This window comes from Vibrio maritimus, assembly GCF_021441885.1.
Classification (GTDB): domain Bacteria; phylum Pseudomonadota; class Gammaproteobacteria; order Enterobacterales; family Vibrionaceae; genus Vibrio; species Vibrio maritimus_B.
This window is the reverse complement of sequence record NZ_CP090438.1, coordinates 1,041,107-1,066,308: the sequence shown is the minus strand read 5'-3', so window position 1 is coordinate 1,066,308 and position 25,202 is coordinate 1,041,107. Positions and strand designations below refer to the sequence as shown.

At 46.3% G+C, this 25,202-nt stretch carries 20 protein-coding genes; 5 read left to right on the top strand and 15 right to left on the bottom strand.

Annotation, left to right across the window (positions count from 1 at the left end; translation table 11 throughout):
- The first annotated feature begins 70 nt into the window (after window positions 1-70).
- Complete coding sequence (locus LY387_RS04950) at window positions 71-883, top strand: DUF2989 domain-containing protein (protein ID WP_234495517.1); 813 nt, start codon at window positions 71-73, stop codon at window positions 881-883.
- 101 nt (window positions 884-984) lie between these two features.
- Here the strand turns inward: LY387_RS04950 and LY387_RS04945 are convergent, their stop codons facing one another.
- The 7 genes from LY387_RS04945 to hinT form a co-directional block, all read right to left on the bottom strand.
- Window positions 985-2,274 carry an NAD(P)/FAD-dependent oxidoreductase gene (locus LY387_RS04945; RefSeq protein ID WP_234495516.1) on the bottom strand — a complete coding sequence of 430 codons (1,290 nt, stop codon included), beginning with the start codon at window positions 2,272-2,274 and terminating at the stop codon, window positions 985-987.
- Window positions 2,275-2,684: 410 nt separating this feature from the next.
- Complete coding sequence (gene ycfP / locus LY387_RS04940) at window positions 2,685-3,227, bottom strand: alpha/beta hydrolase YcfP (RefSeq protein ID WP_128648604.1); 543 nt, start codon at window positions 3,225-3,227, stop codon at window positions 2,685-2,687.
- Window positions 3,228-3,343: 116 nt separating this feature from the next.
- Window positions 3,344-4,162 (bottom strand): phosphotransferase, encoded by an 819-nt coding sequence (locus LY387_RS04935; protein WP_234495515.1) that lies wholly within the window; start codon window positions 4,160-4,162, stop codon window positions 3,344-3,346.
- A gap of 46 nt (window positions 4,163-4,208) precedes the next feature.
- Window positions 4,209-4,799 carry a penicillin-binding protein activator LpoB gene (gene lpoB / locus LY387_RS04930; protein WP_042476725.1) on the bottom strand — a complete coding sequence of 197 codons (591 nt, stop codon included), beginning with the start codon at window positions 4,797-4,799 and terminating at the stop codon, window positions 4,209-4,211.
- A gap of 40 nt (window positions 4,800-4,839) precedes the next feature.
- Window positions 4,840-5,232, bottom strand: coding sequence for a YcfL family protein (locus LY387_RS04925; protein ID WP_042476720.1), 393 nt, complete (start codon window positions 5,230-5,232; stop codon window positions 4,840-4,842).
- A complete protein-coding gene (locus LY387_RS04920) occupies window positions 5,232-6,629 on the bottom strand; it encodes a COG3014 family protein (RefSeq protein ID WP_234495514.1) in 1,398 nt (465 codons plus the stop codon). Before LY387_RS04920 ends, LY387_RS04925 begins: the two co-directional genes overlap by 1 nt.
- Window positions 6,630-6,744: 115 nt before the next feature.
- Entirely contained in the window at window positions 6,745-7,095 is a 351-nt protein-coding gene (gene hinT, locus LY387_RS04915; RefSeq protein WP_234495513.1) for a purine nucleoside phosphoramidase, read from the bottom strand.
- Window positions 7,096-7,492: 397 nt separating this feature from the next.
- On the opposite strand from hinT, the gene LY387_RS04910 reads away from it, so the two are divergent.
- Window positions 7,493-9,484, top strand: coding sequence for a methyl-accepting chemotaxis protein (locus tag LY387_RS04910; RefSeq protein ID WP_234495512.1), 1,992 nt, complete (start codon window positions 7,493-7,495; stop codon window positions 9,482-9,484).
- A gap of 198 nt (window positions 9,485-9,682) precedes the next feature.
- A complete protein-coding gene (locus LY387_RS04905) occupies window positions 9,683-10,855 on the top strand; it encodes a DUF1887 family protein (protein WP_234495511.1) in 1,173 nt (390 codons plus the stop codon).
- A 67-nt stretch (window positions 10,856-10,922) separates the two neighbouring features.
- Here the strand turns inward: LY387_RS04905 and LY387_RS04900 are convergent, their stop codons facing one another.
- Window positions 10,923-12,167: an MFS transporter gene (locus LY387_RS04900; RefSeq protein WP_234495510.1), complete on the bottom strand. Its 1,245-nt coding sequence runs from the start codon at window positions 12,165-12,167 to the stop codon at window positions 10,923-10,925.
- Between the two features lie 354 nt (window positions 12,168-12,521).
- Here LY387_RS04900 and LY387_RS04895 point away from each other — a divergent pair, with 354 nt between their 5' ends.
- Window positions 12,522-13,403, top strand: a complete 882-nt coding sequence (locus LY387_RS04895) for a LysR family transcriptional regulator (protein WP_234495509.1) — start codon at window positions 12,522-12,524, stop codon at window positions 13,401-13,403.
- A gap of 91 nt (window positions 13,404-13,494) precedes the next feature.
- Here the strand turns inward: LY387_RS04895 and LY387_RS04890 are convergent, their stop codons facing one another.
- The 4 genes from LY387_RS04890 to LY387_RS04875 all read right to left on the bottom strand — a co-directional run bounded on the left by LY387_RS04890 (window position 13,495) and on the right by LY387_RS04875 (window position 17,947).
- The gene (locus LY387_RS04890; protein ID WP_234495508.1) at window positions 13,495-14,127 is read right to left on the bottom strand and encodes an outer membrane beta-barrel protein; all 633 of its coding nucleotides are present in this window, start codon (window positions 14,125-14,127) and stop codon (window positions 13,495-13,497) included.
- A gap of 307 nt (window positions 14,128-14,434) precedes the next feature.
- A complete protein-coding gene (locus LY387_RS04885) occupies window positions 14,435-15,811 on the bottom strand; it encodes an aldehyde dehydrogenase (protein ID WP_038229549.1) in 1,377 nt (458 codons plus the stop codon).
- A 98-nt stretch (window positions 15,812-15,909) separates the two neighbouring features.
- A complete protein-coding gene (buk, locus tag LY387_RS04880; RefSeq protein WP_234495507.1) occupies window positions 15,910-16,974 on the bottom strand; it encodes a butyrate kinase in 1,065 nt (354 codons plus the stop codon).
- A gap of 37 nt (window positions 16,975-17,011) precedes the next feature.
- Window positions 17,012-17,947, bottom strand: coding sequence for a bifunctional enoyl-CoA hydratase/phosphate acetyltransferase (locus LY387_RS04875; protein ID WP_042476694.1), 936 nt, complete (start codon window positions 17,945-17,947; stop codon window positions 17,012-17,014).
- 678 nt (window positions 17,948-18,625) lie between these two features.
- On the opposite strand from LY387_RS04875, the gene LY387_RS04870 reads away from it, so the two are divergent.
- On the top strand, window positions 18,626-20,146 hold the full coding sequence (locus LY387_RS04870) for a diaminopimelate decarboxylase family protein (RefSeq protein ID WP_234495506.1): 1,521 nt from the start codon (window positions 18,626-18,628) through the stop codon (window positions 20,144-20,146).
- A gap of 153 nt (window positions 20,147-20,299) precedes the next feature.
- On the opposite strand, the gene udp is transcribed toward LY387_RS04870, so the two are convergent.
- The 3 genes from udp to LY387_RS04855 all read right to left on the bottom strand — a co-directional run bounded on the left by udp (window position 20,300) and on the right by LY387_RS04855 (window position 25,176).
- On the bottom strand, window positions 20,300-21,061 hold the full coding sequence (gene udp, locus LY387_RS04865) for a uridine phosphorylase (protein WP_234495505.1): 762 nt from the start codon (window positions 21,059-21,061) through the stop codon (window positions 20,300-20,302).
- 239 nt (window positions 21,062-21,300) lie between these two features.
- The gene (locus LY387_RS04860) at window positions 21,301-23,643 is read right to left on the bottom strand and encodes a zinc/cadmium/mercury/lead-transporting ATPase (protein ID WP_234495504.1); all 2,343 of its coding nucleotides are present in this window, start codon (window positions 23,641-23,643) and stop codon (window positions 21,301-21,303) included.
- 69 nt (window positions 23,644-23,712) lie between these two features.
- Complete coding sequence (locus LY387_RS04855; protein ID WP_234495503.1) at window positions 23,713-25,176, bottom strand: MATE family efflux transporter; 1,464 nt, start codon at window positions 25,174-25,176, stop codon at window positions 23,713-23,715.
- Between the last annotated feature and the right edge of the window lie 26 nt (window positions 25,177-25,202).

Sequence of the window (25,202 nt, the reverse complement as noted above, 5' to 3'; positions counted from 1 at the left end):
ACCTTAACCTGATGATACACTGAGTCAAGTTGAGCTAGATAAATCAGTGTATTCGATCACAAGTAGTAAAATGAAATTACCCCATGCTTTGCTTGTTCTTTTAAGCGCGTCAATGTTAGCCGGCTGTTTTGAGGCTCGCAAAAACACAGACCAGCTTTGCGAACAAGAACCCTCTCTTAATTGCGCAGTTCTCAATACGTCTGACGGACAATGTCGGATCCCTAGAACCAATCTTATTTGGCATCGATACGAGATGATGAAAGCCCCTAGCGAGGCAAACACCATTGAAGAGTATTATCTGTTGAAAGAGTACAGAAAATGTCTTGAACTCGCCTCGCAAATACAACCCATCGAGCAAGCTGACCTAAAAGCGAGACGCTTTGATGCTTTGATGTATTCCATTAACGAACAAGAACGGGTCACGAATTCATTGAGTGGCTCGACGTCACCAGAAACCCTCTATTTTCTTTGGAGTGAAACTGGCGACCATAACGCGCGCCGACGCTTTCTAGAGATGGAAGGCTCTCCTCAGTTGGATACGGCGGAGCTTCAGTACGCGCTTGCCACTTACTATATCTCGAGAGATAAGAATAAAACCTACCAACTATTGAACCGTTCTCTTGAACTTTCAAGTGGCGGTAAAACAGTAAACAAGGACGTCATCAAGGCCTTGGCGAGCGTAACGCAAAGCTTAAACCAACCACAACAATCGTTTCTCTGGGCTATGGTCGCGAAACAGTTTGATATTCCTATCGCTTCCGATAACGCGCTGAGGTTGATGTTTAACTTAAACGACAGTGAATACGATCAGTTAAAAAGTCAGGCCAATACCGTTGCCAAGGCAATAAAGAATGGTAGTTACTCGCCAACTCTGTCTCGCTAAGCAGGGAAATCACGAGACTTCTACGTTTTAACTGAAACGAAAAAGCCCCAACCAAATCAATGGTTGGGGCTTTTTTTATTTTGCTTAGCTTAACTTAACGATTAGTGAAGCTTTAGGTTAGGACGAAGTACTCGGTTAATTCGGCCAACCAGCATCATCAGACCTGTTTTTAGCATGCCATGAAGCGCCATTTGGTGCATACGGTATAAAGAGATATACACCACACGTGCAATACGACCTTCTACCATCATCGAACCTTTAGTTAGGTTGCCCATTAGACTGCCGACTGTTGAGAAACGACTCAAAGAGACAAGTGAACCATGATCGTTATAAACATAAGGCTTCAGTTCGCGACTGTTTAGCTTAGCCACAATATTACCAAACGCGCGTGTCGCCATCTGGTGCGCAGCCTGAGCGCGAGGTGGGACAAACTTGCCGTCTGCCTGCGTACACTGTGCTAAGTCGCCAATGACAAAAATGTCATCGTCGCGTGTAGTTTGCAGCGTGTCTTTAACTACTAACTGGTTAATACGATTCGTCTCTAACCCTGCAATGTCTTTCATGAAATCAGGCGCTTTAATACCTGCAGCCCAAACCATGATCTGTGCCGGGATGTGCTCGCCGTCTTTTGTTGTCAAACCTGATTCGTCTGCTTGCGTTACCATAGTCGCAGTACGTACTGTCACACCAAGCTTAGTCAGCTCAGAATGTGCAGCACCAGAAATGCGTGGAGGAAGAGCCGGTAGGATTCGCTCACCCGCTTCAATCAAGTTTACGTTCAACTTGCTCGAGTCAAGATCACCAAAACCGTAAGTACGTAGCTCTTTTACTGCGTTGTGTAGCTCGGCAGAAAGTTCAACACCCGTTGCGCCCGCACCCACAATAGCGATATCAACAGTACCTTGACCATTTTTCGCATGTAGCTTCAAGAACTCGTTGTTCATTTCTGTACGGAAGCGATGCGCCTGCTCTGGGCTGTCCAAGAAAATACAGTTATCGCGCACACCAGGTGTGTTGAAGTCATTAGACGTAGAACCGATGGCAAGTACGAGCACATCATAATCGATTGTGCGACTTGGCATCAGCAGCTCACCCTGCTCATCTTTCAACTCACTAAGTGTAATGTGTTTATTTTCGCGATCGATGTCTTGAAGACTACCCATTTGGAAATCAAAATGATGGTTTTTCGCGTGTGCACGGTAGCTTAATGCATCGACGCCTTCATCCAATGAGCCTGTTGCTACTTCATGCAGCAATGGCTTCCATAAGTGGCTAGCTTTACGGTCTACAAGCGTAATATTGGCGCGCCCTTTACGTCCTAGTGTTCGGCCTAACTTGGTTGCAAGCTCTAGTCCGCCTGCCCCACCACCTACAACGACAATATTAGTCACAATGGCTCTCCTAAAAGTGAAATTTGAAAATTGAAAATCAAACGTGCCTCGATGTTATCCAAGCACAAAAATTCTTGTCATTATGCGTAAACCTTGGCCACTACACGGTGCCCCTTACGCGTTACATTTACAGTTTCACTTCACATATCGGTGCAAAATCGTCACTTTTTGCGCATTTTGGGCAAGTTCTCTTCTTGCTCTCAATTTTTTTTGATATTTATCAACTATTGTGGAACGGTTTTATTATATAGAGCAAATCAATGTCCGCAACTATTCAATGGGATTATTTTTTCACACCGAATTAAATGACTATTTCTCAAACGATTTTTCTATCAATAAAAAACGGCCCTACTAAGAGAGCCGCTGTCTTTACCATAGAGCACGCATAAATGTCGCATGCTATTGTTTGTTTATTGAGCTAACTTGAATGCCTTCATCGCTTGTAGGTGCTGAGATATCTTCTTGAATTTGTGAGTCTGGGTTTCATCCCATGTCACATCGTAGTAATCACTTAGTTCGTCAGCGGTCTCTTGGTTGTCACGAATCTCGTCTTCACGCGATAAAACAACCATACACTGTTTTGCGTTCTTAGTACGGAACTTCTCTACACACTTGGTCGCGATATCTTCGTACTCTTCAGGACGGTCTATGCGCCCTTGCATATTTTCTTCTGGGTGAAGGTTCGGGTTGAAGATAACCTGTTTAATCCCACACAAGAAGCCGATACGCTCAGACCAATAGCCACCTAAACCCACACCACAAATGAGCGGATTCGGATCGGAAGACTCCTGAACTAACTTATTAACCTCTTTGAGCAGAAACTGCATGTCGTGCTTTGGATGAAGAGTGCTGTAGTTGACGAAGCGAACATCTTCATCAATGAATTGCAACTGAAGAACCTTTTCATGGTTGCCTGGGCTTGTTGAGTCAAAGCCGTGAAGATAGATAATCATAGTACCTCTCGATCAGTCCTGTAATGGTACGCTTTCCTTAAATCTAACATGAAAGCCATAACTTCAAAGGGGTTAAAGGCCATTTAGGATAAAAGAACTAATAAACAGTGATCCATTCAACAATTTCGTTGATAAATTTGTTCTGCCGTGGTGTAAAAATCGCCACTCTCCCAAACTTGCGCGGCCAACACATACCAAAGCATTGCCATAAGGTCGATATAAGGTTTCCAGTCCATCATGTCAGCATACCAATCCTCAGGGCACTCTACTGCGTGATACTTCTGATAGAGCGTTAAGCCATCTTTGAAGTCCAGCCCTAACATATCTAACGTCATCGCTAAGTCCAACGTTGGTGATGCGATGGCGGCGTACTCCCAGTCAATCACAGCGATATCACCTTGAGATTTGAGTAAGTTATGAAAGCCAAAATCAAAGTGGCAGATCGCACTCATCGAGGTTCTAAGGTTTGGTGGCGCTCGAAATGCTTGATAGAAAGAGTTATAGCGCGCTTTTAAGTCACTATCATGAATGTGAGACCAATAGTGGTCTACCTTTGTTTGAAAATCGAACTGACGAATCGACATATCAGGTGCAAGGCTATGAATACGGGCTAATAGTGCAATAGCCGGTTCTGGGTCGGGCTGTTGATATGGGCGTCCCTCTATCCATGACACCAAGAGACCTTGCTCATTTTCTTTGAGAACTTGATAGGTTGGTATCGAAGGCGAAACCGCATTGATGACCTTTGCTTCATTACGACGACAGATATCAAATATCTGACTGTGCAAAGCATTTGCACGCCATACTACCCACCCAAGGCTTGGAGTGAGTATGCGCCAACTTCGGTTAGTTAATCCACCAGAAAGCGGAAGTGCCCCGAGGGGCACTTCATTGATAAGAGGAGGAATGGCAGCTAGGTCTGGTGACAACTGCAACGCCTCCTCCCAACTATAGCCTGTTGGCGAAAAGCGACTAGTCAGCTTACAGACCTAGTACAGAGCGAGACTCTTGCTTACGAATTTCGGTCTCATCTGCCCATTCGATCAGACCTGTTTCTAGGTCCATTAGACGCATTGTCATTTTGTAGTAAACGTCTTTATCGCTACCCGCTTCCTTCACGATGCTGCTCAGGTTGCCGTATAACATGTACTGAGCACCCACCATTTGACCAAACTGAATCGCAGTGCTTTGGTTCACAAGCTCATCATTGTTTTGGAAGTTAAGTTGCTCACGAACAGATTCTACTCGGTCCATGTCGACAAAGCGGAACTTACCTGAATTCAACATCTTGGTACTGATGGTGTCAGTGATAGATTCAGTATCAATATGCTCTGTGGTTTTGTTCTTGATACGCTCTACGAACACGATTGGTCGGCTATCGCGGGTAATTGCCGCAACCGAACCCGACATCAACATACTGTCAACCATGTCACCAGCGATCTTTTGCAGATCCGTTGAACCAAAGTCGATGGTTGTTGTTTCTGTTGCTTGTGCGTCGCCATAGCTGACTTTGTTTGAACAACCGCCAAGAATGACAGCCAAACCTAACAAAGCAATAATACTCTTTTTCATTTTGTTTCCTTAGTCTTGCTTACGTTTCCACATGTGGAAATTAATCATCAGCTCCGCGCAACTGCACACGGAAATCTTTACCATTTGGATTTACAGACACCTCTGACAGGGTAATAGTTTCATCACCCCTCAAAATCGCACGCTTCCAAGGCGCCTGCTTAGTGTTTACTTCCAACCCTTGTTCATCGTACCAATAAAAACGGTACTGAATAATTTGATCAACAGAGGTTGTGTTAGAAAGTTTAACGACCGCTCTTGGGTGTCCATTGGTATCAACCGTAGAAATGTCATCAACAGAGAACTTGTCTCCCATCCTCTCGTCACCGTAAAGTACGGTTTGAGTTTGACCTTCTATCTTGATACCCGCTGTTTTGTTAGATGCACAACCAATTAACGAGAGAAGTACACCTATTGCTACTAACCACTTTTTCATCACATCCTTCCTAATTGCTTATGCCAGATTGTGGCACTTCCACCTTGCCTAGATACCCATACGAGGGCGGTCTGACGGTCTCTTACTTCAAAAGTATAGTCCTGACCATCAACAGAAACGGTATGCTCACCCGCTTTTACGATTTTACTCGCCGCATTCACACTGCCTGGAAGCGTTTGCCAACTTCTTGTATCAGGCTGCTCTGTTAAGGTGTTCCATACATTGAAAAGAAGATTCCCTACATCGTCGTCCTTTGCGGTGCTCTTACGAATTTGGTCTTTGGCGTAGACCCGCAGCGCCTGTCTTAGCAAGATGGTTGGCATATTTTCCGTTAGTTGCTGCTGTGCCATCAGATTAACGTCAACCAGTTCATCTGTTTTCACCGATGCACTATCCAATGTCAAAGGTGAAAGCTTGGGTGAGACGCTTGGAACATAATATGGCAGCGCAACAGTATAAAGTGCCGTATTGCCTTGACTGTCATAAACAGGCAAAGTCAGATTCCAAGACTGCATTGCAGATACCACACCTCGCTCCTCTAGGATAATCACTCGACCTTGTCCTTCGGAAACACCCGGTCTATCCCCGTACTGTTTCTTCAGCTTCGCAAGGTCTTGATTTCTTCCTGAGCGTTTTGCAACGCGAATGGCAGCTTCAATCACCGCTTCATTGTCTGGAGCGACAGCAAGCGCTCTAGTGTAGTCAATATAGGCTCCATTCAGATCATTAGACGCTTCATACAATAAGCCCGATAAATACAGCAGATAGCCATTTTGTACCGCTTTTAGCTTGTTTCCAGCATCTGGATAGCGCGATAACACAGATCCAAGGTTAGGCGACAAACCCTTTTGCTTTAATTCGTTCTCGGCGGACTGAAGGTCTTTCTCTCTGGCTTGCCTCGCACGCTCTTGAACCCGATTTGCTCGTCGAACTTCGACCAACGCGCCATCTAAATCGTTTTTCTGAACATAGTTGAGACCTAGGTAAAGATGCAAAAAACCAAGCTCATAGTCAGGCGGCACATATTCGGTAATATTGTCGTTAACCGCTAACGCACCAACGCTGGTTGCGGTATCACTTATCGATATCAGGGCCTTGTCTTGCTGGACACGAACGGCTTTATCACTAACCTCTAACGCAGACTTACTCTCTGGGTAGTCTGCATTAAGAAAATCGACCCGCCCTCGCTCAAAGTTATCCAAAATATCTCCCGCTACCACATCTTGTGGTAATGCGGCTTGCGCTTTTTCATACTGACCAGATTTAACAGACTGATAAACGATAGTATTTTGCTGAGTATAATGACTAAACAAGTTACCGGCAGATAGCCCTGCACAAGCCGTCAAGGTCGCAGTAAGTGCAATAGTTATAGTATGTTTTACGCAACGTTTTAGCATGAATGATAAATAGAATTGACTCAGATTATAGTGAAGCTAGGACAACAACGAACCATAATGGTTGCAAATGGCTTTTTGTTTGCCATTGATTTTACTATTGCCATAGCTAACAAGATTAGCCGACTAGCAGCGGGCCAAGTGGACGACCACCAACTAGGTGCATGTGAATATGGTAAACCTCTTGTCCACCGTAAGAGTTGCAGTTCATGATTAAGCGATAACCATCTTCAGCAATCCCTTCATCTTTAGCAATCTTCTTTGCCACAGTGAACATACGTCCCATCATGGCTTCGTCTTCCGCTTCAATATCGTTGACTGTTGGGATCAACTTGTTCGGAATGATCAAAACATGACTTGGAGCACGAGGGTTAATATCGCGAAATGCCGTCACCAAATCATCTTGGTACAACACATCAGCAGGAATTTCTTTGCGAATAATTTTGCTAAAAATGGTTTCTTCAGCCATGAAGCACTCCAATTTCCAAATCAAATAGAAAGAACAAGGCGAATACTCGCCGCATTAACAAAGTATGCACCATGGAATTAGGGATCACAATTGAAAGCAATCTCCAACTAGCTACTTGTTTTTATTATTGTTCAAATCTTCAGCGTGTCGACTTTTTTGCTCAAAGCCTCAGCTAACAATTCTTCATAAAACTATCAGTTTTATTGTGTTTTTGATGAGTGCGTCATAAAACGTAGCACTGCTTATTCGTTATATTTCAGTTTTTGCTATTTCTAACGATAAAGAGACACAACGCCAAAAAACTAAGCTCAAACATTGATAGTGCTTAGTTTGGTCTAGATGGTCCAGTTAATTTTTGTATCGTTTTTGTATTGCTGCACTTTATAGGGAGAGATAAATGCAGGGTTCTGTAATCAGAAGAATGTACGCCGGCTTTACGCTTATTGTCGTTCTGTTCGTCATCACCATTGGCATAATGCTCAACGGCATGAGTCAAATTCACGACAACTTTGGCTCAGTATCGAATACCTCTTTGCCTCTAGTGTCGATGTCTAACCAAACCAGCGTGGAGCTGCTATCGGCCGATAAGTCATTCAAAGACTTCCTCACTACGCAGAACGAAGAACGTATGGCACTTCGTCGTGAAGAGTTCTCTGCTTCTATGCAAAGTTTTGGCAGCGCACTCGAAGAGCTGGCTCAGGTTAGCCAAGGCTTTCCAGAACTCGAAGCAGCCATTACCGAGTTAAGAGACGTGCAAACACGATACGATCAAGAAGCGCAGGTTGCGATGGATAACTATCAATCCATGTTCGCAGCTCAAGAGCAAGTTCAACAATCAACACGCCGCTTCCAAAAGCTTAATACTGACCTGTCTGTCGGCATGAAAGAATATGTGGATGATGCATCAAGCATTTCAGTGAAAGTCATGGCGAAGAGCTACTTCATCAAACTAAAAGATGCTGAGCTCATTACCTCTGATGCACTAGCAAGCAGCGATACAACGTTCGTACAAGACGCAGTTAACAAAAACCGTAAAGCTGTCACGCACCTTAATTACGCGTTTAACGGTCTTGCGACACAGATGCCAGCGCTAAAAAAAGCGTTTGAAGCTTCGGTTCAACAGTTCTCGAAAGATGTGGGCCAAAAAGGCGGCGTGCTTGATCAACACAATAACTATCTGATCGCACGAGCTGCCCTGTATCAGAACATCGAGAACCTCGCGATTGAAGTAGACGGCGCTATGGAGACGTTGAATGGATTCAACGAATTTGCGACTGGCAATTTGAACCAGTCTCTCTCAAATGCTGGCGATATTTATGACCAGGGCGTTATCAAAGCTATCGGTATCGGCCTTGTGGTGACTCTAATTGCTGTGGGTATCGGCTATCATATTGCGCAAAGTGTCCGTCAACCACTTAACAGCACGCTGAAAACACTTGAAAGCCTGACCGAAGGTGATATGACGCAGCGTATCGAAGTGAAATACAACAACGAGTTCCGTCGTCTTGGCAATCACATCAATACCCTCGCTGACAGTCTGCACAATGTCTTGGTTAAACTGAATGATGCGTCTGACAACCTAACAGAAACGGCAAGTAGCAACCAAGCGACATCGGCAAGTGCCCAGCAACAACTTAGTGCGCAAAGAGAGCAGACCGCTAACGTTGCAACCGCAATGACAGAAATGTCACATTCGGTGCAAGAAGTCGCTAACAGCGCGCAAAGCTCACTAAGCAAAGTTCATCAGGTGGAGTCTGCTTCTGAGTCTGGTCGACAAATCATGAGCACCAATATCAGCACCATCAATCAGCTTGAAACTCGCCTAAACGAATCAGTCGAAGCGGTTGGTGAGCTTCAGAGAATGAGTAGCCAAATTGGCAGTATCTTGGATGTTATCCGCAACATCGCAGAGCAAACTAACCTTCTTGCACTCAATGCCGCTATTGAAGCCGCGCGTGCTGGTGAGCAAGGTCGCGGGTTTGCGGTTGTTGCTGATGAAGTACGCGTACTGGCTCAGAAAACGACCGAGTCGACCACTGAAATTGAAACCATGATCGGCAACTTGCAGTCGAGTTCGAAGAGCGCAGGTCAAGTTATCGAAAGCTGCATGAAGGACATGGAGCTTTCTGTTGAGCAGGCATCGAGCGCAAATGGTGCAATGGAAGAGATTCAAGCCCTGATTATCGAAATTAGCCAGATGAGTACTCACATCTCGCAAGCGGCAGGTGAGCAAAGCGAGACCACAGCAGACATCGCTAAGAATATCGAGGAGATTAACCATATCGCCGATGATAGTTATCAAGCTATGTCAGAAATTGCCTCTACCAGCCAGAGCTTAACCAGCCTTGCCAACCAGCAAAGTGAGCTAGTTCATCGCTTCAAGCTGTAAGGCTAAAAAACACATTAACAGGTCAACTCACTGTTAATAATTCATCAAGAGCGGGATTCCTTTGAACCCGCTCTTGTTTTTTCCCTTCCGTGCCATTATATCTTGAGTATGGCTTGCTTTACTTTTTAAGGACCTAGCGCTTTTCGCGCGACGTCGTCTTCCATTTTCTTCGGCAAGCCAAATGTTGAAGGAAACCCTATGGCCGTTCATGTAGGCATTATCGACCAAGACCCGATCCGCTTGGTCACTCCATTACTTGATGATCGCACCGTCAGTCGTCACATCATTTTCATTGGTGACGAATCCCAATTTGGTATGTATGAGCGTCTCAACGCTGTTCTCGCTGAGCGTGAAATCACGTCTGAGTTTTTTGAAATCCCAAATATCGTCAACACGTCTGCGATCAAGCAATCTATTCTGAAGCTAGCAAACACACTAAAAGAGAAGAATCTGGAGGTAAAACTTAATGCTAGCTGTGGCCTTCGTCACCGCCTACTTTCTGTTTACGAAGTATTCCGCACCTTCCATTGGCCAATCTTTGTCGTCGAACCAAACAGTGACAAGATGTGCTGGCTTTATCCTGAAGGAGCGCAAGATGCGCAGGTCCAAGACCATATTACTATCGGTGACTACCTCACAATCTTCGGTGCAAGAGGTGAGTTTACCGATTACGACCTTCCTCCTCAGCTAGACAAAAAGCTCTACGACCTTGGAGAGAAATGGGCGAGTAATGCGCTTGAACTTGGTCCTGGCCTGGCGACGCTGAACTATCTCGCGACCACGTGCCGCAAAGAGCAAAAACTGGATGTAGCTCTGTCTGAAAAGCAGCAAGGCTATCGTGAGCTAAACATGCTAATCAGCGACTTGGTTGAGTCCCAAATTGCCAGTTACGACAATGGCGTGCTGACGTTTATCAGTGAAGATGCGAGACGCTTCTCTAATGGCGAGTGGCTTGAGAATCTGGTTCATAGCACGGTTAAACAGATCCGCGAGGACGTCCCGACGATTCAAGACCATTCGCTCAATGTTCAAGTATACCGCCAGCTTGGTGAGCGCGAGGTTCGCAATGAACTCGATGTTGCCTCTGTGGTAAACAATAAGCTCCACATCATCGAGTGCAAAACGAAAGGCATGCGAGATGATGGTGACGACACACTCTACAAACTTGAATCACTTCGCGATCTGTTAGGTGGCCTGCAAGCGCGCGCTATGTTGGTGAGTTTTAGACCGCTGCGTCATAACGACATTACTCGTGCAGAAGATCTCGGTCTCGCGCTTATTGGTCCCGATGAGCTAAAAGACCTCAAGCGTCACCTGACTATTTGGTTCCAAGGCGCAGGTGGTATCGACGAGCGCTCACGTCTGAGTTAATCACGGACGTCGGACACAAAAAAGGCTTGGCAATGATTGCCAAGCCTTTTTAATACATCAAAGTTCGTTATGCCGACTTCATTTGCTCACGCTTTACTGCCGCTTTGTGCTTCATACCAACAATCAACACACAGACATAAGCTGCGATCGTCAGACCTAGAATCGCGAATGGAAGTGCTGCCCAGCCAAAACCATCAACAGCGATACCACTGATCACGCTACCCATACCGAAACCTAGCGAGATAAAGAACATCATCAGACCTTGCGTCAGACCACCACCCACAAAAGTGAGACGCGCAGCGATAGCTGGAGAAATCATATCCGTCACCGTGATACCTTGCAGATAAACAAGGAACAGGGCTAACGGAATGATGTAATGCAAAGACATACCTGCTTCAGCAATCACATACGCGATACCAATCACCACGATAGACGCCACTGCAGATAGTTTGAATAGACTTAGGTTACCGTAGCGAGCCACAAACTTTTCAGCCGCAACCAACACAATAAGACCTAGTACTGACGCAACAGATAAGTTTGCCGCTGACAGAGACTGAGCAACGCCATATCCATTTTCAAGGAGGTTAGGATACTGAGCTTGGAACGCACCTTGACCTGCACAAAGCAAGCCTACTGCGAGCAGGAACAGTCCAAAGTTAGAGAATACTACCTTGGCGATACCTACTTTTGGTGCATCTTCTTCCGCCGCAGCCGCAGCGATAGCCTCGGCATTATCGAGTATACGTTGTGCCGGTTTTTTGTTGGTCAGCATAGTAATCACAGCTAAAACCGCAACAATTGCCATCATCGCCATAAAGCGCATCTCATAAGACCAACCTAGGTCCGTGACATAAGCGAGTGCAATACCAGAAAGCAGTGAGCCAATGATAAGAACCTGCGCCATTCGACCCAGTTTGGAGGCTTCAGTTTTTGCATCGTAGCCAGCAAAAGTGATGAATACTGGGTTAAGCATAAGAAGGATCGCCGAGCCTGTGCCGAAGAAAATCGAGCCAATAGCCATCAGCGTAAAGTTATCTCCAGCTAAAAGGAAACTCGTGCCAGCCAATAGATAAGCGATCATGCCAAATAGCTGAGCTAAACGGTGCGCTTTGTATTTGTCAGCAAGCATGCCGATTACAGGAGCAGCAAGACCCGCAAGACCAAATAGGCCCATTGCTAGGCCAGCATCGGTTGGACTGCCAGTACGAGCAAGGATGAATGAAGGCACCATCATAGGAACGAAAACAATTTGGACGATGCCATAAGCAAAGTGAGCCGAGAACCAGCCTTCTAAGCCGAGTTTTTTCAACATGTTGCAGACCTCTTAAGGAAGATATCCATAGGGTTATTTGATTTAGGGATTAGCACAGCGTTAAGGCATCCTTCCTTTACCCAGACTAATAATAACTCCCTCAACAGGCGGTAATAAGTAACATACTGGTACCCTTCAACGGCTTTCATCTGTTACTCTATGCGCCCTGCATTTCGGAGAGCTTTTGAAGGCCGCAATCATAGCAAGCTCCCCTTTCCCCTGTAATAGTGTGGACTTCCCACTGTCAACATAACACTTCACTGGGCGTCAGAAATGCTATACTCTACCCATCATAACAATAAACTCATTAGCGACAGGTTTTGACGCTAACCCTATAGCTGGAAGTTTCCCCCTATGAACCTTACAAAACTGCGTGTGTTCGCCCTGACTGCAGAGCACGGATCGCTAACAAAAGTTGCCAACATCATGGGTAAAACCAGAACGTCTCTAAGCATGGCGCTATCAAGTTTGGAAGACGAGCTGGGGGTGGAGCTGTTTGAGCGCACTCGTAACCGCTTAGTGATCAATGAAGCAGGCACTGCGCTGCTGCCCGATTGTCGAAATATTCTAAAAATGGCTGAAAGCCTCTACTCAAAAGCAGAGCAATTTCGTCAAGGGGACAGCGATAAAATCCGCATTGCTTATGACGATACCCTCCCATCGAACTTCTGGCGTCGCCAGCTGGTTGGACTCGCCGACGAGTTCCCACACATTTCGTTAACGGCAATCAAAGCCTCAAGTGCCGATATCCCTACTTTGGTCAAAGAGAACCACGTCGATCTAGGCTATGGGCTGGTATTCAGCTCTGGTGACGATCCGATGATCAAGGTTCGTGCCCTGCACAGAATCCGCATGATGGCCGTTTGTTCACCTGAGCACGCATTAGCCAAGCTCACCAATGTCACCAGCACAGATATCACAGCACACCGTCAAATTGTACTTTCTCACCTTTTCGACGAAATTCACCAAGATTTTCGACCGATTTCAAGCAGTACCATGAGTTTCTCCAACTACCAAGAGGTGCTAGAAGCTGTCGTTGATAACTTGGGTTGGGGTATTATTCCAGAGACATTGGTTAAGCAAGAGCTGCGTAAGGAGCACTTGGTCGTGGTAAAACACCCTAATGGGATGTACTACGAGAGCTTTGGTGAGATGTCGAGACCAAATGACCATACCGTTGAGACGCGCCAGGCGTTAATTGATGGGATTGAAGAAGGGATATACGATTTGTTCTAGGGGGAGAGCAACAAATCCGTTCCCTAAACGGCGAAAAGCCGAGCTATTGCTCGGCTTTTACAAATTCGGACTCGCTCCATTGAGCTATATTTTAGAATTTAAATCCTACTGAGACCGACCCTTGAGTCTGGTCTTTCAGTGCTCCGTGTTTATTGAACGGAGCTCGCTCTATTCTTGTATCAACGTAGATGCCAACTGGTGTGTTTAATCTCACACCTAGCGCACCTGTCACTGCTGTATCGTTGAGTGACGTAGAGCTGTTGTATTGTGTACCACTTGCATTTTGTATAGTGTCATGTAGGCGAACATTCATATCTCCGCCTTGTGTGGCTAGGCCCACTGCCACATATGGTTTGATGTCTACGACACCTAAATCAAACGCATATCCTGCTTCGGCTTCAATGCCAGCGCGCCATCCATTTAAATCCGCTTCTGCGTGGGCCATGGGTAGTGTTGGCATAACCTCTCCCATGTAGTGTGTAGCTGGAGCCCCAAGATAGCTACCATTTGTTTTTCCACGCATGTCCTGAACATAACCATTAATCGAGAAGATACGGTTAATGTCATAGCCCATCTCAATCCTTGGCTGAGCTTTTAGGTCACCATATTCGGTTGATTGACCCATAGTTGCACCTGCCCCTAAACGGAAACCAGAGTAATCATCTGCAATTGCAGTATTCGTTAGACCAACAAGCATCGTAGCTAAAAGAACTTTCTTCATCATTTAAAACCTTATGATTAGTAAGTAAAAGATCAACTGTTTCCGTACGTACACATTGCTTCGTGTATTGTTGCCAATCACACGCAGCGTTAGAGGAAATCCTGACCTCTAAAATTTGGTAATTGGTTAATCGAAAATGGGTTGATGCTTTTAGTTCATTAGCCTATCGAGTGCTCTTACACCTCCTTGAGAATAGAAAGGTAAATAATATCTATTCCAATCATTGAGTAAAAAAATGACTACTTAGTGCAGTTAAAATCAGAGCTGGGAAAACCCAGCTCTGTTGTGTTAATCGATTGGGGAAAATCGATTAAACGATACGCAGACCGCCTTGAGCGATTGCGAAACGACGTGCGCGAGTGAACGAGTACGCGTTTGTGATACCTTCACCAGTTGGACCAGCGATTGTGAACGTTGAAGTACCTTCAGCGTTGTAACCTACACCAGATAGTGTTGGACCGTTGTGAGCGAAGATAGTTGTGTTGATAGCACGACCGAACTTAGTTACGTTCTCGATGTTACCAGAGTAGATACATGCAGAGTGCTTGTTACCACGCTCAGCAGCTACTGCGCGCTCGATAGCTTCGTCGATGTTCGCACAACGAACAACTGGAAGTACTGGCATCATTTGCTCTACGTGTACTAGTGGGTGATCGTTCTCAACAACCATAACCGCTAGACGAGTCTCAGACTCAACGCCGATAGACTTAAGGATTTCACCTGCGTCTTGACCTACGTGTTGCTTAACTGGGTGCCATACGCGAGCAATTTCTTGCGCAGTACATGGCTTAGCACCGTCGATTTCGTCCATAGTTAGGATTTGTGCCGTTAGCTTCTCAGCTTCTTCTGCAGAAAGCACGTAAGCGCCAGTTGCTTCTAGTTTAGCTAGGAACTCATCCGCTACTGAATCTTCAACGAATACTTCTTTCTCACCGATACATAGTAGGTTGTTATCGAAAGATGCACCGCCGTAAACGCCAGCCGCAGCTAGGTCTAGGTTAGCAGAAGCGTCTACGATTACAGGTGGGTTACCAGCGCCAGCGCCTACACCTTTCTTACCAGATTGTAGGATTGCTTTAACTAGACCTGGACCACCAGTACCGACTAGCATGTTTACTAGTGGAGACTTAGCGATTTCGTTTAGCGTTTCTAGCGTTGGCTCTTTAACCATAGTAACTAGGTTAGCTGGGCCGCCTGCTTCAACGATAGTTTTGTTGATCATGTCGATCATTACCGCAGAAACAACTTTAGAAGATGGGTGAACGTTGAACGTTACCGCATTACCAGACGCTAGCATAGAGATAGCGTTGTTAACGATAGTTTCAGTTGGGTTAGTTACAGGAGTAACCGCACCGATAACACCGTAAGGTGCACGCTCTTCTAGAGAGATACCGTTGTCGCCAGACCATACTTTAGTTTCTAGAACTTCAGTGCCTGGAGTTTTAGCAGCTGTTAGCTGGTGCTTAGCGATCTTGTCTTCAACACGACCTAGCTTAGTTTCTTCACGAACCATTTTCGCGAAGTCTTCAGCTTTAGCTAGTACAGCGCCACGGATAGCAGTTAGGATTGCTTCACGGCCTTCTTTAGTAGAGTTAGCGTAGAATTCTACTTGTGCTTTGTGAGTTGCTTCGATTGCAGCTTCAACAGTTTCGAAAACGCCTTGTGCGTTGTTGATATCGAATGACATTATAATTACCTTCTGTAAAGTATTCAGTGGCAAGCCACTTTTAAAGAGCAAGCGCCCAGCCTGCTCCTAATCTTTATTCAATTAAGCGAGGCTACGAATTAAGCGTAAACTTGAGCCGCTTCTTCGCCGTTCACTACGCGTAGCGTACCTAGTACTAGTGCTTCTAGCTCAACTTCACCTGGGAACTTAGTTACAGGAGCGATGAACTCAACGCGCTTAGTGATTTCAGCTGTGATGTACTTACTGTATGCGATACCACCCGTTAGTAGGATGCCGTCAACTTTTTCACCGCCGAATACGGCGCCCATAGCAGCGATCTGCTTAGAAACTTGGTAAGCCATCGCGTCTGTAACTAGTTTGAACTCAGCGTCGCCAGCTTCCGCTTTCTCTTCGATTTCACGCATGTCGATGCTACCTGTGTAGCTGAATGCGCCGCCTTTACCTTGGATGAATGCTTTCATTTCAGCGTGCGTGTACTCACCGCTGAAGCAGATGTCGATTAGCTCGCGAGTTGGTAGGTCACCAGAACGCTCTGGAGTGAATGGACCTTCAGAAACTGCGTCGTTTACGTCAACAGTTTGGCCGCCCATGTGAGCACCGACAGTGATACCGCCACCCATGTGACAAACGATAACGTTCACGTCTTCGTACTTCTTACCTTGCTCTTCAGCGAATTTACGCGCGATAGCTTTTTGGTTAAGAGCGTGGAAACGACCCTTACGCTTGATAGCTTTGTGACCAGAGAAAGCCGCTAGCTCAGATAGCTCGTAAGTTACTGGAGCGTCAGTGAAGAATGCTTCGATGCCGTTCTCATCAGCGATTTCTTTGCCAATGATGCCTGCAAGGCTAGCTGGGTGCTGGATTTGCGCTTCTAGAAGGTCTGCGATTACTGCATCGTCAACCTTGTAAGTGCCACCAGCGATTGGCTTAAGAACACCACCGCGACAAGCAACAGCGTTTAGCTCAGAAGCTTTAACGCCCGCTTCTTCTAGAGCCGCTAGGATTGCTTCTTTACGGAATGCTTTTTGGTTTGCAACAACTGCACCGAATGGCGCTAGCTCTTCAGCGCTGTGACGTAGAGTTTTCTCGAACAGTTCAGTTGTACCTTCGAAAAGACCGATTTTTGTAGACGTAGAGCCTGGGTTGATAGCTAGAATTTTCATCACTTATAAACCTAAATTAAGTTATTGCTAGTTATAATTAAGCAGACGCGTCTGCTGCTTCTTTCTGCTGGCTCATAGCCGCTACAGAACATGCAAGCGCGATAGATACTGTCTTCTCAGCTTCGCCGTCAGCGCGAGAAACTAGAACAACAGGAATACGTGCACCAAGTAGAACACCCGCCATGCTGAAACCAGCCATGTACTGAAGTGCTTTAGCAAATACGTTGCCTACTTCGATGTTTGGAACCATTAGGATATCTGCGTTGCCCGCTACTGGAGACTCGTAGCCTTTTAGGTTTGCAGCGTACTGAGATACCGCGATATCTAGAGAGATAGGACCAGAAACGATACAACCTTCGATTTCACCGTTTTGGTTCATTTTTTGAAGCTCTGCCGCGTCCATCGTCGCTGGCATCTTGTCGTATGGCTTCTCTTTCGCACATAGGTTAGCCACTTTAGGCTCTTCGATGCCTACAGAGTGCGCTAGGCTCACTGCGTTCTTGATGATGCCCGCTTTTTGCTCAAGCGTTGGCATGATGTTCATCGCTGCGTCAGTGAATACGTGGAAGCTGTCGCCGCCTTCTTTAAATAGAACGCCTGCGTGGCTAAGAACGTTACCAGTACGTAGACCGTGCTCTTTCTTAAGCACTTCTTTTAGTAGAACTGAAGTGTCGATTAGACCCTTCATTAGTAGGTCGCCTTTACCTTCAGCAATTGCAGATACCGCTGCAGTTGCGATTGCTTCTAGACCATCAGCTTCGATAATGTCGAAGTTCGCTAGATCAACGTTTGCTTTTGCTGCTGCTTCGTTGATTAGCGCGCGCTCACCAACAAGAATCACGTCTGCCATGCCTTCTTGGAATGCGTTGTTTGCTGCGTCTAGCGTTGCATCATCATGCGCTGCTGCAACAACCATGCGTTGCTTCTTACCGAACTTTTTAGCTTGCTGAATAAAGAAGTCTTTATTGTACATAGGGGCGATACCTTATATTTAAGAAGAGAGCCACTCGCCCTCTTTCTATTATCGATAAACACTTATCTCTAAAAACAATCCGTCACTGTGGAGCAATTGAAGCGGATTATTTTTTGGACCCTCGTGAAAGGTTGAGTTGAATTTATCGTAGGTATTGTCGGAATTAACGTCACTCAGTGTCAGTTTTTTTGACCGATTTACGGTAACAACTATTTGACCATGAATGGATTAACGCCCCTCACATCACTCTGAGCAATAAGAGCAGATCGTGATCACATAATTGGTGCATTTTGAGAGGGAATTTGACCGCTACATGACAAAGCAAAGCCCTGGCAGAACTAAGTAACACACCAGTTATATCAGGTATGTTACCTAGTATTTGTTAGGTAACATGGCATCGTAATAACGCAAATTCACCGCGATTATCTATTTACCTTTTCCAATAAAAGAACGAAAAAAGCCTGATGCCAAACCCAATCATTCAGGCCGTGAATGATGCTTTTCAATTTGTAAAGTACAACAACGACACTAGAGTAAGTTTTTTTGACGCTGAGTGAAGTGCCTCACTCAAAGACCTTCCCCTATACTCGACCTCAGCAAATAACAGTGATTCGGAACGCTTAAGTTTATGAATCGCAAAATAGATATTACATTGACTACCATAAGTAAGGGTCGACGATGACAATCCAAAATCGCCTAGAAGAAAGTGTTAAAAACCTAAACACTGTATTAGAAGAGCAAAAGCAGCTTCTTGCTGAGCACAAAGCGAACCAAAACTACGCTGAGCGCCTACAAAACCTGCTTACTCCAACAGATGAACTAAGCACTAAAGGTGATGACCTATACATCGGTGGCTGCAAAGCAACTGATCTAATCGAACAATACGGCAGCCCACTGTTCGTACTAAGCGAAGACACTCTACGTGGTAACCTACGTCGCGTTAAAGCTGCATTCGGTTCAAACTGGCCAAAGCCAGTGAACGTAATGTTCGCTATCAAATCAAACACTAACTACGCAGTTCGTGCTATCTGTAACGAAGAAGGCGTTGGTGGTGACTGTTTCGGTCCTGGTGAAGTTGAAGCCACTTACATCGCAGGTGCGGATCCAAAAACTATCGCACTAAACGGTACAGTGAAGCCTGAGCTAGCTATCCGTAAAGCAATTGAGTACGGTTACGCAATCCACCTAGACTCTTACGAAGAAATCGAAATCGTTGAGCGCATCGCAGCTGAAGTTAAGCCAAAAGAAAAAGTACGTATCGCGGTACGTCTAAAAGTTATCCCAGAAGATTTCTTTAACGACTTCGAACCAGATGCCTACCCGTTCCCTAACTTCATCGGCGCGATGAAATGGATCAAATTCGGCCTTCTTAAAGAAGAAGCGAAGAAAATCGTTAACCGCGTTAAAGAAATCGATGCATTCGAATTCTACGGTTTCCACACTCACCTAGGTCGTTTCTCTAAGCAGCCTGAAGGTTGGGATGCGCTATACCGTGAGTACGCACGCAACGTTATCGAGATCTCTCGTGAGTGTGGCGTTCAACCATTCCAAATCGACCTTGGCGGCGGTTGGCCACGTGAGCGTGAGCCAGAGTGTCGTAGCGTTGAGAACATGATGAACCCGAACACAATCGAAGACTACGCAGCTATCGTATGTAAAGGCATGCTAGAAGAGTTCAACAAAGAAGGCTTCGAGATCCCACAACTATGGCTAGAGCCAGGTCGTTACATCGCGGGTAACATCGGTACACTACTAACATCTGTATACGTAGTAAAAGATGACCAAGAGATGGACTACACCTACACAATGGTTGACGCGTCTACTTACCTAGCAACGCTAGTTGAGTCTCAAGAGTCTAAGAACCCAGTTCTACCAGCAAACAAGATGACTCAACCACTAGTTGAGAAGACAACTGAAATCGCAGGTCCAATCTGTATCCCATCAATCTGGGAAAGCGGCGCACGCATGCCAGCTCTAGAGCCAAAAGACGTTCTAGCTATCATGGATGTGGGTCACTACGCAGAGTCTCAAGCGAGCCAGTTCAACTCACTACCTCGTCCTGCAACTGTATTAGTTAAAGACGGTGAAGCTGAGCTAATCAAGCGTGCTGAAACGGTTGAAGACGTATTTGCTACGCAAATCCTTCCAGAGCGTTTCAAAAAAGCAAAAGCAGAACTTGAGAAGCAGCGTAAAGCATAATTCTTAAGTCTTCTGGACGGACAAAAGCCTCTCAATTGAGAGGCTTTTTCGTATCTGTCATCTAGGTAATTACACCGACACACAGGTAACAAAAAAGCGGAACAGTTGCCTGCTCCGCTTTTCAATAATCTCACTTTCTAACAACGACTGCCGTTAATCAAGTAGCTTGCGCGCCGCTTCCACAACAACGCGAATAGAACGCGTCTCTGCTTGTTTCAACGTATCGTGATCCGGTGTCTCTTTTTGAGTACGGTTGATGATAACGCCCGCAACACAGCCAGCACGTAGACCTGAACTCGCGCACATGGTTAGTAGCGTGGCAGATTCCATTTCAAAGTTAAGCACACCCATTTGTTGCCACTCTTCCATAGAACCTTGGAAACGACGTACCACACGACCCGAGAACGTATCGTAGCGCTCTTGGCCTGGGTAGAAAGTATCGCTCGATGCGGTCACGCCAGTATGTACAGTTGAACCTGCTTCAATAGCCGCTTCTTTCATTGCCGTTGCTACATCGAAGTCTGCAACCGCTGGGAACTCCATCGGCGCAAAGTGTAGGCTTGCACCATCAAGGCGAACCGAGCCTGTGGTCACAATCATATCGCCCACATCCACATGTGATTGAATCGCACCTGTCGTACCAACGCGCAAGAAAGTGCGCACACCAAGTTGTGCCAGCTCTTCTACCGCGATAGACGTTGATGGACCACCGATACCAGTCGAACAAACCACCACTGGCTTGCCGTCTAGTTTTGCACGGTACACAGTGTACTCACGTTGGCTTGCCAAAAACTCTGGCTCATCCATCAACTCAGCGATCTTCTGAACTCGAGCTGGGTCACCTGGAATAATGGCAATTGTCGCGCCTTGTAGATCTTCTTTATTTACTCCGAGATGGAAAACAGCTTGGGACATGGGGGACTCCTTTTGTCTCTTGGGTATGGTTTTAAGCTTATAAGATAGCGCGAGCAATAAACGTACTCAGATCACACTTTGCCAATGCAACAAAATCTAATTTTCAAATAAAAACGGTTTGCATCACACTTTCCTGTCGGATTAGCGGTGTTTTTGCACAGATTTAGTTTTTACGCTCACAAAAAAGCCGCCCTTCGCAGTTTCTGCACAAGAGCGGCTTTGTTCATATCAATGCTTGTTTAATCTAGTGAAGATTTGTGACGTAATAATCTAAGCGCATTCAAGGTTACGATCGCGGTCGCGCCGCTGTCAGCGAGCACTGCAACCCATAGCCCTGTGATACCCAGTAAACTTGTCACCAAGAATACCCCTTTCAATCCAAGCGCAAGGGCGACGTTTTGCTTAATATTATTAAGCGTCGCACGTGATAGCTCTATCATCGCAGGCAACTCGGTTAGGCGGTTGTGCGTTAGCGCGGCATCCGCTGTTTCCAACGCCACATCCGTGCCTCCGCCCATCGCAACACCAATGTTCGCCGCTTTCATAGCAGGTGCGTCATTAATGCCATCTCCAACCATTGCCACTCGGTGCTGTCTCGCCAATTCATTGACAAAGGTTACTTTGTCGGCTGGCAGTAAGCGGGCTTTATAATCCATACCCAACGGTGCTGCAATGGAAGCTGCACTGCGCTCATTGTCACCCGTTAGCATGATGGTGCGAACGCCGAGTTTAGATAGCTTAGCAACCGCTTCAGCAGTGTCGGGACGCATTTCATCTTGCCATGCAATCAAGCCTTCCAGCTTTAGACCATCATTCGACGCGCGCAATGCAACGACGACCGTTTTGCCTTGACTCTCGAGTAACTCAATCTGCTTATTTACTTCAGCTGGGATTGGCATGTCTAACTTAGACGGTGCTGACAGTACCCATTTTACGCCACCAATTAACCCTTCAACACCAATGCCTACTAGTGCTCTTTGTTCGTCAGCACTCGGGATAGTTAGTCCTAAACGTTCAACATGACGCACTAGAGAGGTCGCCAGTGGATGATTAGAGCCTTGTTCAATAGAGGCAGTGGCAGCTAACAGCTCTTGCTCCGTTAAAACACCAGATACAATCACGTCGGTAACCTGAGGCTTACCTAATGTGAGCGTCCCTGTTTTATCAAAGGCCACTGACTCTATATTGCCAAGTTGCTCTAGTGCAGCTCCTCCCTTAATCAGCGCACCGCGTCGGGTTGCCGCCGCAAGTCCCGATGTAATCGCAGCAGGAGTGGAAATCACCAAGGCGCAAGGGCAGGCAATCAACAACAGTGCAAGTCCGCGATAGACCCAGGTTTCCCATGGCTGCGCAAACAGAAGTGGTGGTGTGATAATCACTAACAGCGATACCATCATCATTAGTGGTGTGTACCAACGGCTGAACTTATCTAGAAAACGTTCAATTGGCGCTTTGCGAGACTCGGCCTCTTCGATCAGATGCAAAATTCGATCAATCGCGTTCTCACCTTGCTTCGACGTGACTTTTAAGCGCACCACTTTATCCGCCAATACCGCACCTGCCATAACCGTATCGCCTACCAGACGTTCAACTGGGACGGACTCACCTGTTAAAGCACTTTCATCAAAACTGGCATTCGAGCTGACTAACTCACCATCTGCAGGCATTCGATCACCTGGTGCGACTTCGATGATGTCACCTGGTACCAGTGCCGATGCACTTTTGGATTGGCGTTCATTGTTAACAATCACCGTGGCTTCTTCAGGTACCAAAGACATTAATGCCTGTACCCCACTTCTTGCTCGAGAGGCAGCAAAGGCTTCTAAACGCTCACCAATCAAGAACAGCAACAACACCATTGCGGCTTCGACGGTTTCACCTAGATACAGTGCACCAATAGCGGCAACACTCATCAGTGTTTCAATCGCAAATGGAGTACCCGATTTGGCTAACTTAATAGCTTTGGTACCAATAGGTATAAGACCGAGCACACAGGTCAGGGTGAATAGCCATTCACTCATCGCAGGGTAAGCGCCTTTAAAAGCAGCGGCGATAGCCATACCAGTGGATATCGCTAGGATATGAAAGTTGTCTTTAAAGGTCTTTTGCCAGCCGGATGACTGAGCTTGTTCGTTAGTATTATTCGAGCTGCCATCGAGGGCATGGACGGTAAAGCCTGCATCGATAACCGCCGCTTCGACTTGTGAAAACAACGCGGGCTCATCAACTCGCACGACGAGTTTCTCCGTCGCGAACATCACTTTCGAGCTCACCACACCGCTAATTCTATTGGTCGCTGTCTCCACCTTACGTGCACAGGATGGGCAATCCATACCGACGACTTTCCAAGATTTCAATAAACCATCAGAGCTTGCCGTCGAAGCATCATGCTCTAGGCCACTGGAAGCCGAGGGTTCTTCAGGTTCAGCACTACAGCATTCGCTGCCTGAAGAACATCCCTCAGATGCTGCTTGTGACGAAACCGTTGTAATTTGTGCAATTTTCGGTACATCGCATGCTTCCCCCACAGGGCGGATGACTTTGATTTTTTGCGAGCTGCAACCTGTATGCTTAGTACACATGGGACTCTCCTTTTCATATCCTACGCCCCAAGTGTAAACCTTGGAGTTACCTCCAAGGTCAAGAAAAAGTTAGCCAGAAAGTGTCGGCGACTCCAACTGTTTATCTATCTTCGACACCTCTTCAATCATTACAGGGTCATGGGTACAAAACGGCTGTGAGTTGACGCTAACAATACTTGGGTCTTCTGCTTGCGTACATTCTCCAGTTTTGTGCAAATCAGCAATGTGAAAACGCAACACAATGTAACCTAAGACGCCAAATACGATGTTCCCGACCGCTTGACCATACAACACCCCTAACGCACCAAACCAAAGTGACCCAAAATAAACGAAAGGAAGTGTCCCTGCTGTTGCCTTGCCAAGGTTTAGGGCCGTTGAGTACAAAGGCTTGCCGAGATTATTAAACGAGGTATTAGCAACGAACAAGACGCCATTAAAGACAAAGGTGATTGCCACATAGGTTGCAAACGCAGCGACAATAAGCGAGGCATCACCGGTTAATGAAAATACCGCAATAAGCTGGTCTTGGACCAAATAGAGTAAAAGACACACAACCACTGTATAAAGCGTCGTTACAATTAACGAGTTTTTGAGTGTCTCCTCCACCCTATCTATTTTTGCCGCACCAAAGTTCTGTCCAATTATTGGTCCCACCGCGCCAGAGAGCGCAAAAATAAACGCAAAACAAACTGGGGTAATTCGGCCTATAACAGCAAAACCAGCCACAAAGTCTTCGCCGTATTGCGCTATTGCTGTCGTTACAATGGCATTGCCAATCGGCGTGGCGGTATTGGTAATAATGGCGGGGAGCGCAATGGCTAACATGACTTTAGTATCGCGGCGAACACTATCAAAACTGGGCCTTGAAAGCAGTTGGTGTACTTTGACTAAAGGAACGAACGAGAAATAGAACACGGCAAATCTCGCCACAACAGACGCCGCTGCCGCCCCTTCGACGTTCCAGTTGAAGCCAAAAATAAACAAAGGGTCAAGTATGGCGTTAACGATACCACCAGCTAACGTTGCCCACATAGAGCGCTTGGCATCACCCGCAGCTCTGAGGCCTGCACCACTCGCCATCCCAAGCGCAATAAGTGGCGTGCTTGGTAATAAGATCCACAGATAGGCTTCAGCACGCTCATGCGCTTTACCTTCTGCGCCAATCGCGGTGAGAAGTTCCGGTATATAAGCGCACATCACAGCGGTCACGATGGCGCTGATAAGGAATGAAATAACTAAAACGCTGCTACCAATTTCGCGGGCATAGCTAATATCCTTGGCACCAATTGCTTTGGACATCAGCGCCCCCATCGCAATAGAGGTACCGATACTCACTGAAGTGGCAAAGAACGTCAAAGTTCCGGCAAAGCCAACCGCCGCAGCAAGCTCAGCTTGTCCCAACATACTGATGAATAGCATATCGAGCAGATCGACAATAAAGATCGCCATAATGCCCACGGTAGACGTACCCGACATCACCAAAATGTGGCGCATGGTTGAGCCTTCAACAAACTTGGCAGATTGTTCAGCCATCGAATTCCCTTTCTCTCTACAAACAA

Bases quoted from the DNA above. Each gene is read 5' to 3' on its own strand.
- LY387_RS04950 (WP_234495517.1), top strand. From the start codon at position 71: ATGAAATTACCCCATGCTTTGCTTGTTCTTTTAAGCGCGTCAATGTTA.
- ycfP (WP_128648604.1), bottom strand. From the start codon at position 3,227: ATGATTATCTATCTTCACGGCTTTGACTCAACAAGCCCAGGCAACCAT.
- lpoB (WP_042476725.1), bottom strand. From the start codon at position 4,799: ATGAAAAAGAGTATTATTGCTTTGTTAGGTTTGGCTGTCATTCTTGGC.
- LY387_RS04925 (WP_042476720.1), bottom strand. From the start codon at position 5,232: ATGAAAAAGTGGTTAGTAGCAATAGGTGTACTTCTCTCGTTAATTGGT.
- LY387_RS04920 (WP_234495514.1), bottom strand. From the start codon at position 6,629: ATGCTAAAACGTTGCGTAAAACATACTATAACTATTGCACTTACTGCG.
- hinT (WP_234495513.1), bottom strand. From the start codon at position 7,095: ATGGCTGAAGAAACCATTTTTAGCAAAATTATTCGCAAAGAAATTCCT.
- LY387_RS04910 (WP_234495512.1), top strand. From the start codon at position 7,493: ATGCAGGGTTCTGTAATCAGAAGAATGTACGCCGGCTTTACGCTTATT.
- LY387_RS04905 (WP_234495511.1), top strand. From the start codon at position 9,683: ATGGCCGTTCATGTAGGCATTATCGACCAAGACCCGATCCGCTTGGTC.
- LY387_RS04900 (WP_234495510.1), bottom strand. From the start codon at position 12,167: ATGTTGAAAAAACTCGGCTTAGAAGGCTGGTTCTCGGCTCACTTTGCT.
- LY387_RS04895 (WP_234495509.1), top strand. From the start codon at position 12,522: ATGAACCTTACAAAACTGCGTGTGTTCGCCCTGACTGCAGAGCACGGA.
- LY387_RS04890 (WP_234495508.1), bottom strand. From the start codon at position 14,127: ATGATGAAGAAAGTTCTTTTAGCTACGATGCTTGTTGGTCTAACGAAT.
- LY387_RS04885 (WP_038229549.1), bottom strand. From the start codon at position 15,811: ATGTCATTCGATATCAACAACGCACAAGGCGTTTTCGAAACTGTTGAA.
- buk (WP_234495507.1), bottom strand. From the start codon at position 16,974: ATGAAAATTCTAGCTATCAACCCAGGCTCTACGTCTACAAAAATCGGT.
- LY387_RS04875 (WP_042476694.1), bottom strand. From the start codon at position 17,947: ATGTACAATAAAGACTTCTTTATTCAGCAAGCTAAAAAGTTCGGTAAG.
- LY387_RS04870 (WP_234495506.1), top strand. From the start codon at position 18,626: ATGACAATCCAAAATCGCCTAGAAGAAAGTGTTAAAAACCTAAACACT.
- udp (WP_234495505.1), bottom strand. From the start codon at position 21,061: ATGTCCCAAGCTGTTTTCCATCTCGGAGTAAATAAAGAAGATCTACAA.
- LY387_RS04860 (WP_234495504.1), bottom strand. From the start codon at position 23,643: ATGTGTACTAAGCATACAGGTTGCAGCTCGCAAAAAATCAAAGTCATC.
- LY387_RS04855 (WP_234495503.1), bottom strand. From the start codon at position 25,176: ATGGCTGAACAATCTGCCAAGTTTGTTGAAGGCTCAACCATGCGCCAC.